Here is a 14,758-nt window from a genome sequence, read left to right as displayed (position 1 = left end):
CGGGCCTGCCGCTTCGTTCGGAATGCCACCTTCAACTCATCACATATGAACATCCATGCAGATATACTGCCGGCATGCCCAGGCCCTCGCCACAGGTCATCCCTCTCCTCGCGTTCAGCGTCCTGCTGCTCGCGGACCTGCTGGTAAAGGCCTGGGCATCCCAACACCTGCCGGCTGCCGAGCCCCGCACCCTGATTCCCGGGCTGCTCAGCCTGAACTACACCCTGAACACGGGCATGGCTTGGGGACTCCTGCCCAACCTGACGCTCCCCCTGGCCCTCCTGCGGCTGCTCGTCGGTCTGGGCGTCGTGGCGGCCCTGTTCCGGGGCCGGATCCCTGGCCCGCGCGCGCTCGCCCTGGGCCTGATCGGTGCCGGCGCCCTCAGCAACGCCGTGGACGGCCTGACACGGGGCGCCGTGGTCGACTACCTCACCTCACCCCTGCTCGACCGCGTCCATCTGCTCCTGAGCACGCAGTCCTTCCCCATCTTCAACGGCGCGGACATGCTGGTCCTCGCCGGCGTCGTCCTGCTGGTGCTCACGCCAGCCCCCCGCACCGCGCTGCGGCCCCAGGGAGACCACCTGTGAAACGCCTGGCCCTTCTCGTTCCACTCGTGCTGTTCACCGCGTGTCAGCAGACGTCCATCCGCGGTGTCACGACCTTCGACTACACTGGCGGCGAGCACCAGGACGGCAAGATCACCTACCGTGAAGCCCTGCCGGTCGGCGGGCCACACAATCCTGCGTGGCAGAACTGCGGTGAGTACCAGGCTGAGCTGTATCCCGAGTACGCCGTCCACAGCCTGGAACACGGCGCCGTGTGGGTGACCTACCGCCCCACGCTCGATCAGGAGTCCATCCAGACCCTGCGCAGCGCCCTGAACGGCCGCACCCACACCCTGCTCTCCCCACGCAGCACCCAGACCTCACCCATCGTGCTCACGGCCTGGAACGCCCAGCTGAACGTCGAAAAGGCCAGTGATCCCCGCGTCGGCAAGTTCATTCAGAAATACGAGCAGGGCGGGACGGCTCCTGAGATTGGGGCGTCGTGCAGCGGCGCGTACGACCAGACCCAGTGAACCGCACGGTTCCCTTCGTCGCGCTCGCGCTACTGACGGCCAGTGCCCTGGGCGCCGTCCTACCGTCCGTTCACCTCCTGCACCCCCGGGATGACAGTGCGGACGTGCGCTTCCTGCGGGATATGAGCGCCCACCACGCCCAGGCGGTGGACATGAGCATGCTCCTCGTCAAGCGCAGCAGTGATCCCAAGGTGCGGTTGCTGGCCCAGGACATTGCGCTGACCCAGCAGGCCCAGATCGGGCAGATGACCGGTTGGCTGACCGCGTGGGGCGTGACGGTGTCCGGATCGACGCCTCCAATGAAGGGCATGGACCGCGCGGCGATGGGCCTGGCCAGCGCTGAAGCCCTGACGACCCTCGAGCGGCTGGACGGCAGCGTGGCGGAAGAGCGGTACCTCACGCTCATGCGCCGGCATCACCTGGGCGGGATCGCGATGGCGAAGTCCGCCCTGAACACCCTGCGCAGCCCGCTCACCCGCTCGATGGCCAACCGCATCATCACGTCGCAGACGGCGGAAGTCCGCACCATCGACGCGATGCTCGGTCGCCAAGCGGCGCCGAACACGCCGGCGGCCCCCATGACGGACATGAGCCATGAGTGACCACCACCATCACGGCCAGGAGGCGAGCGCGCGGCAGCTCACGGTCGCCCTGGCCCTGACCGGTTCGTTCCTGATCGTGGAGGTCGTCTACGGCTTCCTCTCCAGGAGTCTGGCGCTGCTGTCGGACGCGGGACACATGCTCACCGACGTGACGGCCCTGGCCCTCTCCCTGTTCGCCATTCACATCGGCCGCCGGGCCGCCGACCGCCGGCGCACCTTCGGGTACCGCCGCACCGAGGTGCTGGCGGCCACCCTGAACGCCGGCCTGCTGTTCGCGGTAGGCATTTACATCCTGGTGGAAGCGTACCAGCGCCTGACCGACCCCGTCGAGGTCCAGACCCTCCCCATGCTGGTCGTGGCGGTGCTGGGCCTGATCGTCAACCTGATCAGTGCGCGCATCCTGATGGCCGGCAGCCAGGGCAGCCTGAACGTCAGATCCGCGTATCTGGAGGTCCTCAGTGACCTCCTCGGCTCGGTCGCGGTCATCGTCGGCGCGCTCGCGATCCGGTTCACGGGCCTGACGTGGATCGACCCCGTCCTGGGCGCCCTGATCGGGCTGTGGGTGCTGCCGCGGACGTGGATCCTGCTGCGGTCCAGCGTGAACGTCCTGCTCGAAGGCGTCCCAGAGGGCCTGGATCTCGACGCCCTGCGCGCGGAGCTCGCCGCGCTGCCGGGCGTGCAGGAGGTGCACGACCTGCACGTCTGGAGCGTCACCAGCGGTGAGCACAGCCTGACGGTGCACCTGGTCGGTACCGAGTCGGTCGGCGTGCTGACGGCCGCGGCTGCGGAGGTCGCGGAACGGTACGAGATCGAACACGTGACGGTACAGGTCGAGGCCCCGGACTTCCACCAGGGCACGCACGGCACGGTGCATCCGTGACGGAAGACCGTCCGGTCGCTGGACCGCTCCGCCCCGCCCGCCACTGGAGTCAGTCGCTGACCCTCGCGCTGCTGGCGGTGTCCGTGCTGCTGGCCGGCATGCTGCTCTACAACCGGCTCATCAATCCGTCGTCCTTCTCCGGAACTGCGTATCCGTCTGGCCGCATGGCACCGGCCCTCGAGGGAACCGGCGAGGACGGCCAGCCGCTGTCGCTCACGGACCTCCGCGGCCAGACGGTCGCGGTGTTCTACGGGTTCCTGAACTGCCCGAACATCTGTCCCACGACGCTCGCCGCCCTGGAGCGCGTCCGGCAGGCCCTCCCGGCCAGTCGGCGTCCGAACTTCACGCCGCTGCTCGTCTCGGTCGATCCCAGGCGCGATACCGCGGCCGGCCTGAAGCAGTACGTCGAGTACTTCAGCGTGGGCGCCCGGGGTCTGCGGGTTCCGGAAGCGCAGCTCAAGCAGACTGTCCGTGCCTGGGGTGCGGACGTTCAGTACGTGGACGTCAAGGGACCTCGGGATTACCAGGTGAACCACACCACTGGCGTATACCTGGTGGACGCGCGGGGCCGGCTTCGCGTGGTGTGGGATTACACGCAGGTCACGGCGAATGCGGCGCGGATTGCACAGGATGTCCTGGCGGTGATGGACTGATGCGCCCATCCAGTTGGCCTCGCCGCAGCGCCGTGTCTCGCCACTCAGGCGGTCACGACACCACGCGGATTCAGCGCGCTCCCGATCATGCGCGTGCTTGACACCGCGTCAAGGCGCCGCATGCTGGGGCTCCTCGCGGCCACCGCATTGACGGCCGCGCTCTCGGCCGCGTGGTGGCAGGCGGTCGGCCGCTGGTCGATGCCGCTGTACTGCATTCAGCAGCGCGGCACGGTGTGGGGAGGGCTGTTCGAGACTCCAGCTGGCTTGACCCCGGTCTGTCCAACGGCATCCACGTACCGCACCGAAGTCAGGACCGGGCAGTCGAGGGTCGAGCAGTACACCCTCCCCACGTGGGCACCCGACGCCCTGCTGACGCCCCTCACGCGCGCGGGCTACGTCCTGCGCGAAGACGAGATCCGGGGACCGGGGCACTACTCGGCGTTCCTGGGCCGCACCGTACCGGCGGAGCTCTTTTACACGGCGGTGCGCGACGGGAGCGGCACGCTGATCACCATCAGCGGCTCTCCATAGACGGGCGCGATCTGACGATTGGGTGCTCCTGAATCCATTCTTTCCGAGGTTGTCCATGAACCGCACACTTCGTCTTGCCTTCGGTAGCATCCTGGTGAGGCTGCTCGTCCCCGGGCCAAAGTACCTCGCGTATGTCCTGAGCCAGGGAGTCGGGGTCACGCTAGCGCCGGAACCGTTTTTCCCGCTAAGCGGCTGGGCTGCCCCCGGTGACCCTGAATCTGGCGGGGTGAGTCGGCCACTCCTGCGGGTGACCCTCCTCCAATGGCCCTGGCCGAAGGCACCAGCCCTCCTGACCTTCAGCTGACGCACCGAATTGACTTGATCTGTTAGGCTGCCAGCATGATCCGTGTCCTGATCCTGTGCACGCACAACAGCGCCCGCAGCCAGATGGCCGAGGCCCTGACCCGCGAGGCGGCCCGCCGTGCTGGACTCGACCTGGACGTCCACTCCGCCGGCACCGAGGCCACCCGCGTCAAGGACGAGGCGAAGACCGTCATGACCGAGCTCGGGTTGAGCCTGGACACGCACACCAGCAAGACGCTGCACGACGTGCCGGACGCCATGAACTTCGACTACGTCATCACGGTCTGCGACAGCGCCGCCGAGGCGTGCCCGGTCTACCCCGGCAAAACTGAGCGCCGGCACTATCCCTTCACCGACCCCTCGGGCGGCAGTCTCGACCGCTGGCGCACGGTACGCGACCAGCTCCAGACTCAGTTTGATGCGTTCGTGCAGTGCCTGAAAGACGGCCAGCTGGCGCCGCCCAGCTACGACGACAGCCCTGCCGTGCTGGTCACCTGAATGCAACCTCCCCTGCACCGCACGCTGGTCGCCGAGTTGATCGGCACCTTCGCCCTGATCTTCTTCGGCCCCGGGGCCGCTATCGTCAACGCGCAGACCGGCGCCCTGGGCCACGCCGGCGTGGCGCTGACCTTCGGGCTGACCGTCACCGTGGTCATCGCCGCGCTGGCCCCCATCAGCGGGGCGCACATCAACCCGGCCGCCACGTTCGCCCTAACCCTGGCGGGGCGATTCCCCAGGTCTCGAGTGCTGCCCTATGTCGCCGCGCAGCTCGTCGGGGCCTCGCTGGCGGCCTTCGTGCTGCTCGCGCTGTTCGGCCTGGAGGGGAACCTGGGCGTCACCGTGCCGGCGGGCAGTGCCTCGCAAGCCTTCGTGATGGAGGCCGTGATGACCTTTTTCCTGCTGCTCGTCGCGCTGCGCTCCGGGTTGCCCTGGGCGGTGGGCGGCGTGGTGGCCCTGGAAGCCATGATGGGCGGCCCCATCACGGGGGCAAGCATGAACCCGGCGCGCTCGTTCGGCCCGGCCCTGGCCAGCGGGATCTGGACGGCCCACTGGCTGTACTGGGCCGCGCCGCTGCTGGGGGCCGCGCTGGCGGTCGCCATGAACCACGTCCTCAGCCCCCGCCAGCCCGTCGAGGCGGATACGCACCGGGCGCAGGAATTCGCGCCGCAAGGAGAGTCATGATGACCCAGCCTGACCCCAGTCCAGCCTCCCTCCGCAAGCCCCGCGTGCTGTTCATCTGCACCGGCAACACGGCCCGATCCCAGATGGCCCAGGTGCTGCTCGAACGCCGCGCCGGCGACCGCTATGAGGTGGTCTCGGCAGGCCTGGAGCCTGGTGAGGTCAACCCGTTGACCGTCCGCGCGCTGCAGGACGCGGGGCTGCCCACGGATCACCTGTCCTCCAAGGGCGTCAAACCCATGATCGCCGAGCATTTTCACTACGCCATCACCGTCTGTGACCGGGCGGAGGCGAGTTGCCCGATCTTTCCCAACGCCCGCTACCGCCTGGCGTGGCCCTTCGAGGATCCGGCCGCCACGACGGGCAGCGACGAGGAGCGCCTCGCCGTGTTCATCCGGGTGCGGGACGAGATCGACGCGCGGATCCAGGGCTGGCTGGCCGAGCGCGCGTGAGGATCGCGGTCTTAGGGGACGTGCACGGCAACCGCTTTGCCCTGGAGGCCGTGGTTCAGGACATCGAGCCGCACCGCCCGGACGCCTGGGTGAACCTGGGCGACCAGCTGTTCGGCGGGGCCGATCCGGCGGGCGCGTGGGCGCTGCAACAGGAGCTCAGAGCCCGGCATGGCGTGCTGGAGGTGCGGGGCAACACGGAGGAGGGTCTGGGCGAGACGCTGACCGAGACCACGGCCAAACGGGACATGCTGGAGTGGTTGCATGGGGTGCTGCCGGAGGGAACCGGAGCGTACGTCGCGGCGCTCCCGACCAGCGTGACGCTGGCGGACGGCACGGTGCTGGCCGCGCACGGCACGCCGGACAGCGCGTGGACGTATCTGCTGCGAGACGGAGACGGCTGGGCAAGTGACGACCTTGTCCGCGATCGGCTGAGCGACATCGGCCCGGCGCGGATGGTGATAGTCGGGCACTCACACCTGGAGCACTTGCGGCAGATCGGGCCGATCACCGTGGTGAACGCCGGGGCGGTGAGCCGGCAGAAGGATGGCTCGCCGCTCGCGCGCTGGGTGCTGCTGGAGGGAGCGGGCGATGTCTGGAGCGTGACCTTCCGGCGCGTGGCCTACGACGTCGGGGCCGCCGCTCGGTGGGCTGAGAAACACGCTTACCACGGAACGAAGGAAGCGGCGCAACTGCGCACCGGGAACGCTGCGTCCTGAGTCCCTTTCCACCCGAGGCCCTGGGCACCGGGGCGGTCAGCGCCAGACCCTAGGCGGGCGCGTGGGTGCGGCGCAAGTCACGCAGGGTCTTGCCGGCGGAGAGCAGCAGGATGACCCCGAGCCCGAACTTGAGGGCGCCCGTCGGGGCATACGCCAGCAGCACGCCCCCCAGCAGTGCGCCCACCACCGAGCCGAGCGACATCGGCACCACCACTCCGCCGAGGTCGGCCCGCTCCAGGTAGGCGCCCTGGGCGCGCCAGCGCAGGGTGCCCGTGAGCACCGTGGGCAGGCTGATCAGGGCGCTGCCGGTGCCCGCGAGCTTGATGTCCAGCCCGAACACCAGCAGCAGCGTGGGGATCAGCAGCTCGCCACCGGCCACGCCGAGCAGGCTGCTGAAGATCCCGATGCCACTCCCGAGCAGCACACCGACGGGGATGCCGAGGGCGGGCGGCAGGTTCAGGCCGCCCCGCGTGAACGGCACGAACGCCTCCAGCAGCAGCAGGAGCCCCACCCCGAGCAGCAGGGAGAATACCACGCTCTCCAGCACGCGGTCGGACAGGCGCTTCGCCAGGGCGGTGCCCAGGTAGGCCCCGGCAACGGAGCCGGCGAGAAGCGAGAGCAGGGCGCCCCCGTGTGGCCCCAGCGTGCCGAGCGGGGTGGTGCCCGTGCGGATCAGCAACGATACGGTCAGGGTCACGAAGCTGACGGCGAGGTTGAGGGGGATGGCGGCGCGCACCGCGTAGCCGAACACGCCCGTGAGGATGGGCAGGCGGAACTCCGCGCCGCCCAGGCCGATCAGCCCACCCAGCAGGGCGACGGGAAGGCCCGTCAGGAAGGCCAACAGCGACCGGGGCACGCGGGTCAGCGTAGCAGGGGGACAGGGAGGGCGGCAGGCCTTTCCTGATGGGCCTCGGGAGTCCTGTCGCTCGGTCACTGGCCAACACATTGACAATCTTCGATCTATCGTGCAGCATAGATTCATGGATTTCGATATGGAGGCGGCGCGCTTCAAGGCCCTGGGCGATCCTCACCGCCTGCGCGCCCTGCACTTCCTGGCGACCGCCACGCCCGCGTGCTGCCAGGGGCCGGACGGGGTCTGTGCCTGCGACCTCGTCACGCACCTGGGGCTCGCGCAGCCGACCGTCAGCCACCACATGCGCCTGCTCACCGACGCCGGCCTGGTGACGGCCACCAGACGGGGCCGCTGGGTTCACTACGCCCTGAGTCCCGCCGGACTTCAGGACGCGCAGGCCACCCTGGGTCTGCTCCAGGGCACAGCGTCCGCCCGTGCCTCGCCCGCCCCCTCCCCCACCGCCCAGCCCACCCCCGCCTGAGGAGGCCACCATGACCACCCTGACCGAGCCCACCCTGCCCACCGCCATCCCTGGTCTCCAAGGCCAGGTCTCGACCCACGCGCTGATCATCGGTCTGCGCGATCAGCTCCAGCGCCCCCTGGAGTTCTGGCTGCACGGCTCACCGCTCGTCGGCCCCGGCTACCACGTCACCGAGGTCAAGGCCGTGACCATCGAGGCGATGGACTGTGGGGGCAAGGCGGCCAGCTGGCGCGAGACCGTGATCCAGCTGATGGACGGCAGCGCCCAGGACGCCCAGGGCGGTTTTATGACCACCCGCAAGTTCCTCGCCATCTACGACCGAGTCACCAGCCGCATCCCGGTGCGGGACGAGGCCGAGGTGCGCTTCGAGTACGGCTCGGAGACCCTGCCCGCCCTGCAGTACCACGTGACTCACCTCGAAGAGCAGGCCGGGCGCACGGTCGTCCACCTGCGCACGCCCGGCGTGCAGTGCAAGGCCGGCGACGCCTGCGGGCTGCCGGTGGCTGAGGCGCAGTCCGAAGGATGTGCGCCAGCCAGTGGGTGCTGCACGCCTCAGGCCCCCATCAGCCTGCAGTGAGGTCGTCCACCCAGCGCCAGCGGCCCCTGATCTGGACGCTGGCACTGCTGTCGACGGTCGGCTACGGCGCGCTGTACTACGCGCAGCCGCTGCTCGCGGTGGCCACCGAGCAGACCACCGGCTGGAGCCGCGCCCAGACCGGTCTGGCCTTCACGCTCGCGCTGCTCACCAACGCGGCGCTGGCCCCCGTTGTGGGACGCGCGGTCGACCGCTTCGGGGGACGGCTGCTCATCAGCGGCGGGGCCGCCCTCGGTGCCGCTGCATTGACCCTGATGAGCCTGCACCCCAGCTATCCCGGCTTCGTGGCGTGTTGGGTGCTCGCGGGCGTGGCGATGACCCTGACTTTCTACGAGCCGGTGTTCACGGTGGTCGCGCAGCAGTTCCAGGCCGGTGACCGCCGCCGGGCGACGCTCACCATCACGCTCATCGCCGGGCTGGCCAGCACCATCTTCGTGCCGCTCACCAGCGCTGGACTCCAGGCGGGTGGGTTGACCATGGCCCTCGGGATACTGGCGGGCCTGCTGGTGATCACGGCCGGACTGGGGTGGGCCGTCTTGCCTGGGGTTGGGCGGCACACCGGCGCCAAGCACCACATGGTGACGCCGTTCGCGCCGGATGCCTCCTTCCGCCAGCTGGTGCTGAGTTTCACGCTGGCGCGGATCGTGTCGGTGGGCACCGGGCTGCAGCTCGCGCCCCTGCTGCTCGCGCGTGGAGAGGCGCCGGCCGTCGCGGCGGCGCTCGCGGGTTTGATGGGGCTGGCGGCCCTGCCCGGCCGGGTGCTGTTCGGGCCGCTGCTGGCGGCACTCGGCATCCACCGCCTGACCACCGCGCTGTTCATCATGCTGGGCCTCGGGCCGCTGCTGCTGGCCACGACGTCTTCGGTATGGCTTGCCAGTCTGGCCATCACGCTCTTCGGTCTGGCCAACGGCGCGCTCACCCTGGCCCGCACCGAACTGCTGGTGGGCCGCTACGACGCCGGGCTCTTCGGCACTATCAACGGGCGTCTGGCCGGGCCGGTCAACCTGGCCCAGGCGCTGACGCCATTTGGGGTTGGCTTGCTGTTCAGCGGGAGCGGAAGCTACCTGCCCTCGCTGTGGGGGCTGAGCGTCCTGGCGGCGCTGTCCGCCTGGGGCCTGCGGGCTCAGGTCCTCGACCCGGCAGCAGCCTGGGTCACTCGCAGAGTGAGGCGTCCTCGTGGGCGTGGCGCACCGGATCGTGGAAGACCTCGGTGAGTATCAGACCGCCCAACTGGAACAGCCGCGCTTCACACAGCGAGTAATAGATGTTCTTGCCGCGCTGCTCGCTCACGACCAGACCCGCGTCGCGCAGCACCCCCAGGTGGTAGGAGACCTTCGACTGCGGCAGGCCGGTCAGGCCCTCGAGGTCACACACGCAGCGCTCGCCCGCCCCGAGGAAGCGCACGAGGTCATAGCGGATCTCGTTGGACAGGGCCTTGAGCTGTTCCAAGACGTCGGAGGCCACCAGAGTCATGCGCCGAGTGTAGACGAGGGAGTTGGAGCGCGCCTTTCAAGGCGACCGTTCCGTGATTCAGAACGTCCGATTGAGGTACACCCCACCTGGACGTCCACCTTCAGGCTCAACACTGCCCAACTGAAGTCCGTTTCTTGATTTCCTGACAGTATGATGCTCAACTCTACGAGTTCAACCTGACACTTCCCTTGGAGGCCCACCATCCTCGGTCACCGCATCGGCTACATCCGCGTCAGCGGCGCCGACCAGAATCCGGATCGCCAGCTCGACGGCCAGACTCTGGCGCGCATCTTCAGCGACCAGGCGTCTGGCAAGGACACCCGGCGTCCCCAGCTCGACGCGCTCCTGGGCTTCGTCCGCGAGGGCGACACCGTCGTCGTGCACAGCATGGATCGGCTCGCCCGCAACCTCGACGACCTCCGCCGGCTGGTCACGACCCTGACCGGCCGGGGCGTGCGGGTGGAATTCGTCAAGGAGGGCCTGACCTTTACCGGCGAGGACTCCCCGATGGCCACCCTGCTGCTGAGCGTGATGGGCGCATTCGCCGAGTTCGAGCGGGCGCTGATCCGCGAGCGGCAGCGCGAAGGCATCGCCCTCGCCCGGACACAGGGAAAGTACCGGGGACGCAAGAAGGCCCTGTCGCCGGAACAGGTGCAGACACTCAGGCAGCGCGTCCTGGCGGGAGAACCCAAGGCGGCCCTGGCACGGGAACTGGGCATCAGCCGCGAGACCCTGTACACCTACCTGCGGCCGACCTGATGCCCGTCGAGTTCCTGAGTGACGAGCAGGCCGCCCGCTACGGGCAGTACCACCAGCCACTCACGCCTGAACAGCTCACGCGGTACTTCTACCTGAGCGAGGAGGATCACGCCTTCATCGCGCGGCGCCGGCGCGACCGCAACCGGCTCGGTTGCGCGGTGCAGCTCGGCACCCTGCGGTATCTGGGCAACTTCCTGCCCGAGCCCACCCGGGTGCCCGACGCGGTGGCACAGACCCTGGCCCAGCAACTGCAGGTGAATCCGGCGGCCCTGCTGGACTACCGCCGGCGCGCCAGCACCTGGTACGAGCATCAGCACGCGATCCTACAGCACACCGGCATGCAGCCCTTCGACGGCCGTCAGGCGTTCCGGCTGGTGCGCTGGCTGTACGCACAGCTGGCCACCGGCACGCTGCGCCCCAGCCTGCTGTTCGATCTGGCCACCTATCACCCCACCGGGCACCAGGTCGTGCTCCCGGGCGTGACGGTGCTGGCCCGCCTGATCGCGCGCGTCCAGGAACGCAGCGGCGCGCGCACCTTTCAGGGACTCAGCCGCCGGCTGAGTCCCGAGCAGCGAACCACCCTCGACGCCCTGCTGATCCTGCCACCCGGGCAGTTCCGGACACCGTTGGAGATGCTCCGCACGCCGCCTACCCGCGTGTCCGCTCCAGGCCTGGTGGCGGCGCTCGCCCGCCTCGAGCAGATCCGGGCGACCGGTGTGGGCCGTGTGGGCGTGGAGGACATCCCGGAGGCGCACCTGACCGTGCTGGCCCGGCAGGCTCAGGGGGCCTGGGCGCAGACCCAGCTGCGCATGGCAGATGACCGGCGCTGGAGCACCCTGCTCGTCTTCGTGCAGCACCTCGAGCGCACCGCGACCGATGACGTTCTCGACGTCCTCGTCAGCCTGCTGGGCACCCTGTCGCTGCGCGGGGAGGCCAGGCGCCGCCAGGAACGCCTGCGCACCCTGGGTGACCTCGACCACGCGGCCCTGATCCTGCAGGACGCGTGCCGCCTCCTGCTCGACACGGGCACACCCGACGCCGAGGTGCGTGCTCAGGTGTACGCCAAGGTCGGTGAGGCGCGGCTCCTCGAGGCCGTGGGCACCATCCAGGCCCTCGCCTGGGAGGCCGAGCAGCCTCCCGACGCGCTGAGCGGGCAGTACAGCACCGTCCGGCGGTTCCTGCCGGCGCTCCTGCGCAGCGTCACGCTGGACGGCACACCCAGCGCGAAACCGCTCCTGGCCGCCTGGACGTTCCTGGTCACTCAGGAGGACACCGGCCGCAGCAGGTCACGCTGGGAAGATGCCCCACGAAGCTTCGTGCCCAAGGTCTGGGCGCGCCGCGTCTTCCCGGATGGCCAGCCCGACCGCGCGTGGTACACCCTGTGCGTCCTTGACCGCCTACAGCAGGCCCTGAAACGGCGGGGGGTCTTCGCACCGGGCAGTGACCGCTACCGGGATCCACGCGCCCAGCTGCTCCAGGGGGACGCGTGGTTGGCCGCGCGGGATGATATGTCCCGCGCCCTGGATCCAATGCCCGATCTCGCCGCGTGGCGCGCCGCGCTGACCGAGGCCTACACCGACGTACAGCACCTGGCCGGCGCAGGCACCGTGACGCTCCGGGAGGAGGCTGGGCACACGCACGTGAGCGTGTCCCCGCTGGACGCACAGCTGGACTCCCCGGCCCTGAACGACCTCCGGACGCGACTGGCCCTGCGACTTCCGGCCATCGAACTGTCCGAACTGCTGCTGGAAGTGCAGGCCTTCTCAGGCTTCGCGGGGGCCTTCACGCCCGTGACCGCCGGCCGCACGTCGTGGCGCGACCTTCCCGTGAGCATCTGTGCGGTGCTGCTGGCTCAGGCCTGCAATATCGGGCTCAAGGCCGTGGCCCGCGACGACGTGCCCGCCCTGACCCTGGCCCGCCTGTCCTGGGTTCAGCAGACCCACGTGCGCGCCGAGGGCATCACGGCCGCGAACGCGCACCTCGTGGCCGCGCAGGATCACCTGCCGCTGGCCCGCCAGTGGGGCGGCGGAGAGGTGGCATCTGCGGACGGCTTGCGGTTCGTGGTGCCCGTGCGCATGATCCATGCCGGGTGGAACAGCACATACTTCGGGTCGCAGCGGGGCGTGACGTACTACAACTTCACCAGTAACCAGTTCACCAGTTTTCACGGCATCGTGATTCCGGGCACCCTGCGCGATTCGCTGTTCGTCCCGTCCGGTCTGCTCGAGCAGCAGACCCACCTCGATCCCCGTGAACTCATGACCGATACCCACGGATCGAGCGACGTCATCTTCGGCCTGTTCAGCCTGCTGGGCTACCGGTTCAATCCGCGCCTGGCAGACCTGGGCGACCAGCGCTTCTGGCGCCTGGATCGGAACGCCGATTACGGCGAACTGAACGACCTGAGCCGGCATGTCATCAACGAGCGGCTTATCGCGGAGCACTGGGAGGACATGCTGCGGCCAGTGGGGTCGCTGAAACTCGGTCAGGTCAAGGCAACGGCCGTGATGCGCACCGTGCAGCGGGGCGGGAGCCTGTCCGGTCTCGGGCGAGCCGTAGCGGAGGTGGGCCGGATCGAAAAAACGCTGTACCTGTTGAGCTACGTCCGGGACGACGGGTACCGCCGGCGCATCCTGGTGCAGCTCAACCGCGGGGAGGGCCGCCACGCGGTGGCCCGGGCGGTCTTTCACGGCCGCAGAGGCGAACTGCGCCAGCGCTACCGGGAGGGGATGGAGGTTCAGCTCGGGGCCCTCGGGTTGGTCGTGAACGCCCTGGTGCTGTGGAACACGCGCTACCTGCAGCATGCCCTGACCCATCGGACGCAGACCCAGGGGCCGGTCGCGCCGGCCGACATCGCCCGCCTGTCCCCGCTGCTCCACGAGCACGTGAACATGCTCGGCCGTTACGACTTCTCCCTCCCAGAGGCCGTCGCAGGCGGCCACCTGCGACCACTCCGCGATCCGAGTCCCCTCCAGGCGTCTCTGGAGCAACTCTCTTAGCGGGTTTTCCTGCTCCGGCCCTAGCGTGACCCCGAGTCGTCATGGCGACCGCCGGATCCAGCAACAACACCACGTCGCGCGCGGGAGCGAGTTCGCTCCCGGACGCGATTGAGGCCCACGGCCTCGCATTCAACTGGCACGCCGCCAGGGACGTTGGTGTGCTCTCCCGGCTCACGTTCCCTCTCCTCCCTCCGTGGGGGCAAGACACGATGCTGGAATTTTACTCTGCTAAGCAGCATACATCGTGCTCAACGAGCTTTACCGTCCCAGCTCTCAATAGGTGCCGCTCAGCGGCACCAGGTCTTCCCGACAGAGGTCGTTCCCCGTCAGGCCGATGTGTTCCCAGCCCATCAGCGAAAAGCGTTCCAGGCGTGGTCAACGGTCGCGGCAGGGGTGGCCTGAAGGTCAGGCCACCCCTGCTCTCAGCTTGCCGTGCAGCCAGTTCAGGCAGCACAACCTGACCCCGAGGATGATCTGCATGCCTGACATGCGGCTGCACATGCACCTTTGGCCGCCCGCAGTCCGACACGTTGGGTGAATCCACGTGCCGTGCGGATTCGGGCTGCTGGTGCACAGCGGGCATGTGCCGCCGAACCGTCCAGTTCGAGCGTGCGGCACGCCCCAGATGGAGCCGATCCGTCACCCTCCTCCGGTTCGTGTCGCGGACGGCTCCTCCTTCCAGAACCGCAGAGCCACATAGATGAACCGTCGAGGCGCGACCACCGTGCATGTCGTCCAGCCGCCCGAGCGGCGGCAGTCGTCCGGAAGCGCCACGGGCACCCGGACGCCATCGCCGAACGGAGTAAAGGTCGCGTCCGCCGTCGCAAACAGGCCCTGCACTGCCGCACGCCCGGGGTAAGTGACCGTGAGCCGACCTGGCGTGAACACCACCTTGAGACCGGGCGGGGCGTCACCGAGCTGCGCGAACGCCCTGAAACTCAACGTGAATCGGTCCTCCACTCCGTTCGGAGGAAGCGGTTCAACCAGCCTTGACAGGTCAGCGACAGCTTCCTTGGCAAGCCACTGGAGGCGCAGGTTTCGGATCCGTGCGAAGTCACGGATCGGCATTGGTGGACGTCGCCGCCCTTCAGGCTGCCGTGTTCCGAAGATGGCGTACGTCACCCAGTCCGGGTCGATGGTCATCCGACCTCCGACCACCGTTGATTCGTTGCCGGGAGGTGGCAATAAGTAGATGCCGTTGTAG

Annotated in this window: 17 protein-coding genes and 1 pseudogene; 15 read left to right on the top strand and 3 right to left on the bottom strand. The window is 68.9% G+C overall.

The window, feature by feature from the left end; all coding sequences use genetic code 11:
• Positions 1-74: 74 nt before the first annotated feature.
• The 10 genes and pseudogenes from HNQ07_RS19950 to HNQ07_RS19905 form a co-directional block, all read left to right on the top strand.
• Positions 75-587 carry a signal peptidase II gene (locus HNQ07_RS19950; RefSeq protein WP_184115083.1) on the top strand — a complete coding sequence of 171 codons (513 nt, stop codon included), beginning with the start codon at positions 75-77 and terminating at the stop codon, positions 585-587.
• Positions 584-1,078, top strand: coding sequence for a thioredoxin-like domain-containing protein (locus HNQ07_RS19945; RefSeq protein ID WP_184115081.1), 495 nt, complete (start codon positions 584-586; stop codon positions 1,076-1,078). Before HNQ07_RS19950 ends, HNQ07_RS19945 begins: the two co-directional genes overlap by 4 nt.
• Positions 1,075-1,680, top strand: coding sequence for a DUF305 domain-containing protein (locus tag HNQ07_RS19940; protein ID WP_229832220.1), 606 nt, complete (start codon positions 1,075-1,077; stop codon positions 1,678-1,680). Before HNQ07_RS19945 ends, HNQ07_RS19940 begins: the two co-directional genes overlap by 4 nt.
• On the top strand, positions 1,673-2,560 hold the full coding sequence (locus HNQ07_RS19935; RefSeq protein WP_184115079.1) for a cation diffusion facilitator family transporter: 888 nt from the start codon (positions 1,673-1,675) through the stop codon (positions 2,558-2,560). The genes HNQ07_RS19940 and HNQ07_RS19935 overlap by 8 nt, the downstream gene beginning before the upstream one ends.
• Positions 2,557-3,213 (top strand): SCO family protein, encoded by a 657-nt coding sequence (locus tag HNQ07_RS19930; RefSeq protein ID WP_229832218.1) that lies wholly within the window; start codon positions 2,557-2,559, stop codon positions 3,211-3,213. Before HNQ07_RS19935 ends, HNQ07_RS19930 begins: the two co-directional genes overlap by 4 nt.
• Positions 3,214-3,333: 120 nt before the next feature.
• Positions 3,334-3,744 carry a hypothetical protein gene (locus tag HNQ07_RS19925; protein ID WP_229832216.1) on the top strand — a complete coding sequence of 137 codons (411 nt, stop codon included), beginning with the start codon at positions 3,334-3,336 and terminating at the stop codon, positions 3,742-3,744.
• Between the two features lie 339 nt (positions 3,745-4,083).
• Positions 4,084-4,545 (top strand): arsenate reductase ArsC, encoded by a 462-nt coding sequence (locus HNQ07_RS19920; RefSeq protein ID WP_184115077.1) that lies wholly within the window; start codon positions 4,084-4,086, stop codon positions 4,543-4,545.
• On the top strand, positions 4,546-5,229 hold the full coding sequence (locus HNQ07_RS19915; protein ID WP_184115075.1) for an MIP/aquaporin family protein: 684 nt from the start codon (positions 4,546-4,548) through the stop codon (positions 5,227-5,229). It abuts the gene before it with no gap.
• Positions 5,229-5,678 carry an arsenate reductase ArsC gene (locus HNQ07_RS19910; protein WP_184115073.1) on the top strand — a complete coding sequence of 150 codons (450 nt, stop codon included), beginning with the start codon at positions 5,229-5,231 and terminating at the stop codon, positions 5,676-5,678. The genes HNQ07_RS19915 and HNQ07_RS19910 overlap by 1 nt, the downstream gene beginning before the upstream one ends.
• Positions 5,675-6,223 (top strand): annotated as a pseudogene (locus HNQ07_RS19905) (metallophosphoesterase family protein); the annotation flags it as partial. The gene HNQ07_RS19910 and the pseudogene HNQ07_RS19905, both read left to right, overlap by 4 nt.
• 220 nt (positions 6,224-6,443) lie before the next feature.
• Here HNQ07_RS19905 and HNQ07_RS19900 read toward each other — a convergent pair.
• Positions 6,444-7,250 (bottom strand): sulfite exporter TauE/SafE family protein, encoded by an 807-nt coding sequence (locus HNQ07_RS19900; RefSeq protein WP_221275245.1) that lies wholly within the window; start codon positions 7,248-7,250, stop codon positions 6,444-6,446.
• A gap of 124 nt (positions 7,251-7,374) precedes the next feature.
• Between HNQ07_RS19900 and HNQ07_RS19895 the strand changes: the two genes are divergently transcribed.
• From HNQ07_RS19895 to HNQ07_RS19885, 3 genes are read left to right on the top strand one after another with little or no spacing between them, the layout of a single operon-like run.
• On the top strand, positions 7,375-7,728 hold the full coding sequence (locus HNQ07_RS19895; protein ID WP_184115067.1) for an ArsR/SmtB family transcription factor: 354 nt from the start codon (positions 7,375-7,377) through the stop codon (positions 7,726-7,728).
• A gap of 10 nt (positions 7,729-7,738) precedes the next feature.
• Positions 7,739-8,305 carry a DUF6428 family protein gene (locus tag HNQ07_RS19890; RefSeq protein ID WP_221275244.1) on the top strand — a complete coding sequence of 189 codons (567 nt, stop codon included), beginning with the start codon at positions 7,739-7,741 and terminating at the stop codon, positions 8,303-8,305.
• Positions 8,302-9,537 (top strand): MFS transporter, encoded by a 1,236-nt coding sequence (locus tag HNQ07_RS19885; protein WP_184115065.1) that lies wholly within the window; start codon positions 8,302-8,304, stop codon positions 9,535-9,537. Before HNQ07_RS19890 ends, HNQ07_RS19885 begins: the two co-directional genes overlap by 4 nt.
• Here HNQ07_RS19885 and HNQ07_RS19880 read toward each other — a convergent pair.
• On the bottom strand, positions 9,476-9,796 hold the full coding sequence (locus HNQ07_RS19880; protein WP_184115063.1) for an ArsR/SmtB family transcription factor: 321 nt from the start codon (positions 9,794-9,796) through the stop codon (positions 9,476-9,478). The two genes, HNQ07_RS19885 and HNQ07_RS19880, sit on opposite strands and share 62 nt — an antisense overlap.
• 201 nt (positions 9,797-9,997) lie before the next feature.
• Here HNQ07_RS19880 and HNQ07_RS19875 point away from each other — a divergent pair, with 201 nt between their 5' ends.
• Both HNQ07_RS19875 and HNQ07_RS19870 read left to right on the top strand, forming a co-directional pair.
• The gene (locus HNQ07_RS19875) at positions 9,998-10,555 is read left to right on the top strand and encodes a recombinase family protein (protein WP_184115187.1); all 558 of its coding nucleotides are present in this window, start codon (positions 9,998-10,000) and stop codon (positions 10,553-10,555) included.
• A complete protein-coding gene (locus tag HNQ07_RS19870) occupies positions 10,555-13,554 on the top strand; it encodes a Tn3 family transposase (RefSeq protein WP_184115061.1) in 3,000 nt (999 codons plus the stop codon). Before HNQ07_RS19875 ends, HNQ07_RS19870 begins: the two co-directional genes overlap by 1 nt.
• Before the next feature lie 639 nt (positions 13,555-14,193).
• Here the strand turns inward: HNQ07_RS19870 and HNQ07_RS19865 are convergent.
• Positions 14,194-14,697, bottom strand: a complete 504-nt coding sequence (locus tag HNQ07_RS19865; protein WP_184115059.1) for a hypothetical protein — start codon at positions 14,695-14,697, stop codon at positions 14,194-14,196.
• Positions 14,698-14,758: the final 61 nt, after the last annotated feature.

This window comes from Deinococcus metalli (genome assembly GCF_014201805.1).
GTDB lineage: Bacteria > Deinococcota > Deinococci > Deinococcales > Deinococcaceae > Deinococcus > Deinococcus metalli.
The sequence above is the reverse complement of the archived record's forward strand: the minus strand, read 5'-3'. Positions and strand labels throughout refer to the sequence as shown.

Bases quoted from the DNA above. Each gene is read 5' to 3' on its own strand.
- HNQ07_RS19950 (WP_184115083.1), top strand. From the start codon at position 75: ATGCCCAGGCCCTCGCCACAGGTCATCCCTCTCCTCGCGTTCAGCGTC.
- HNQ07_RS19935 (WP_184115079.1), top strand. From the start codon at position 1,673: ATGAGTGACCACCACCATCACGGCCAGGAGGCGAGCGCGCGGCAGCTC.
- HNQ07_RS19925 (WP_229832216.1), top strand. From the start codon at position 3,334: ATGCTGGGGCTCCTCGCGGCCACCGCATTGACGGCCGCGCTCTCGGCC.
- HNQ07_RS19920 (WP_184115077.1), top strand. From the start codon at position 4,084: ATGATCCGTGTCCTGATCCTGTGCACGCACAACAGCGCCCGCAGCCAG.
- HNQ07_RS19915 (WP_184115075.1), top strand. From the start codon at position 4,546: ATGCAACCTCCCCTGCACCGCACGCTGGTCGCCGAGTTGATCGGCACC.
- HNQ07_RS19910 (WP_184115073.1), top strand. From the start codon at position 5,229: ATGACCCAGCCTGACCCCAGTCCAGCCTCCCTCCGCAAGCCCCGCGTG.
- HNQ07_RS19895 (WP_184115067.1), top strand. From the start codon at position 7,375: ATGGATTTCGATATGGAGGCGGCGCGCTTCAAGGCCCTGGGCGATCCT.
- HNQ07_RS19890 (WP_221275244.1), top strand. From the start codon at position 7,739: ATGACCACCCTGACCGAGCCCACCCTGCCCACCGCCATCCCTGGTCTC.
- HNQ07_RS19880 (WP_184115063.1), bottom strand. From the start codon at position 9,796: ATGACTCTGGTGGCCTCCGACGTCTTGGAACAGCTCAAGGCCCTGTCC.
- HNQ07_RS19870 (WP_184115061.1), top strand. From the start codon at position 10,555: ATGCCCGTCGAGTTCCTGAGTGACGAGCAGGCCGCCCGCTACGGGCAG.
- HNQ07_RS19865 (WP_184115059.1), bottom strand. From the start codon at position 14,697: ATGACCATCGACCCGGACTGGGTGACGTACGCCATCTTCGGAACACGG.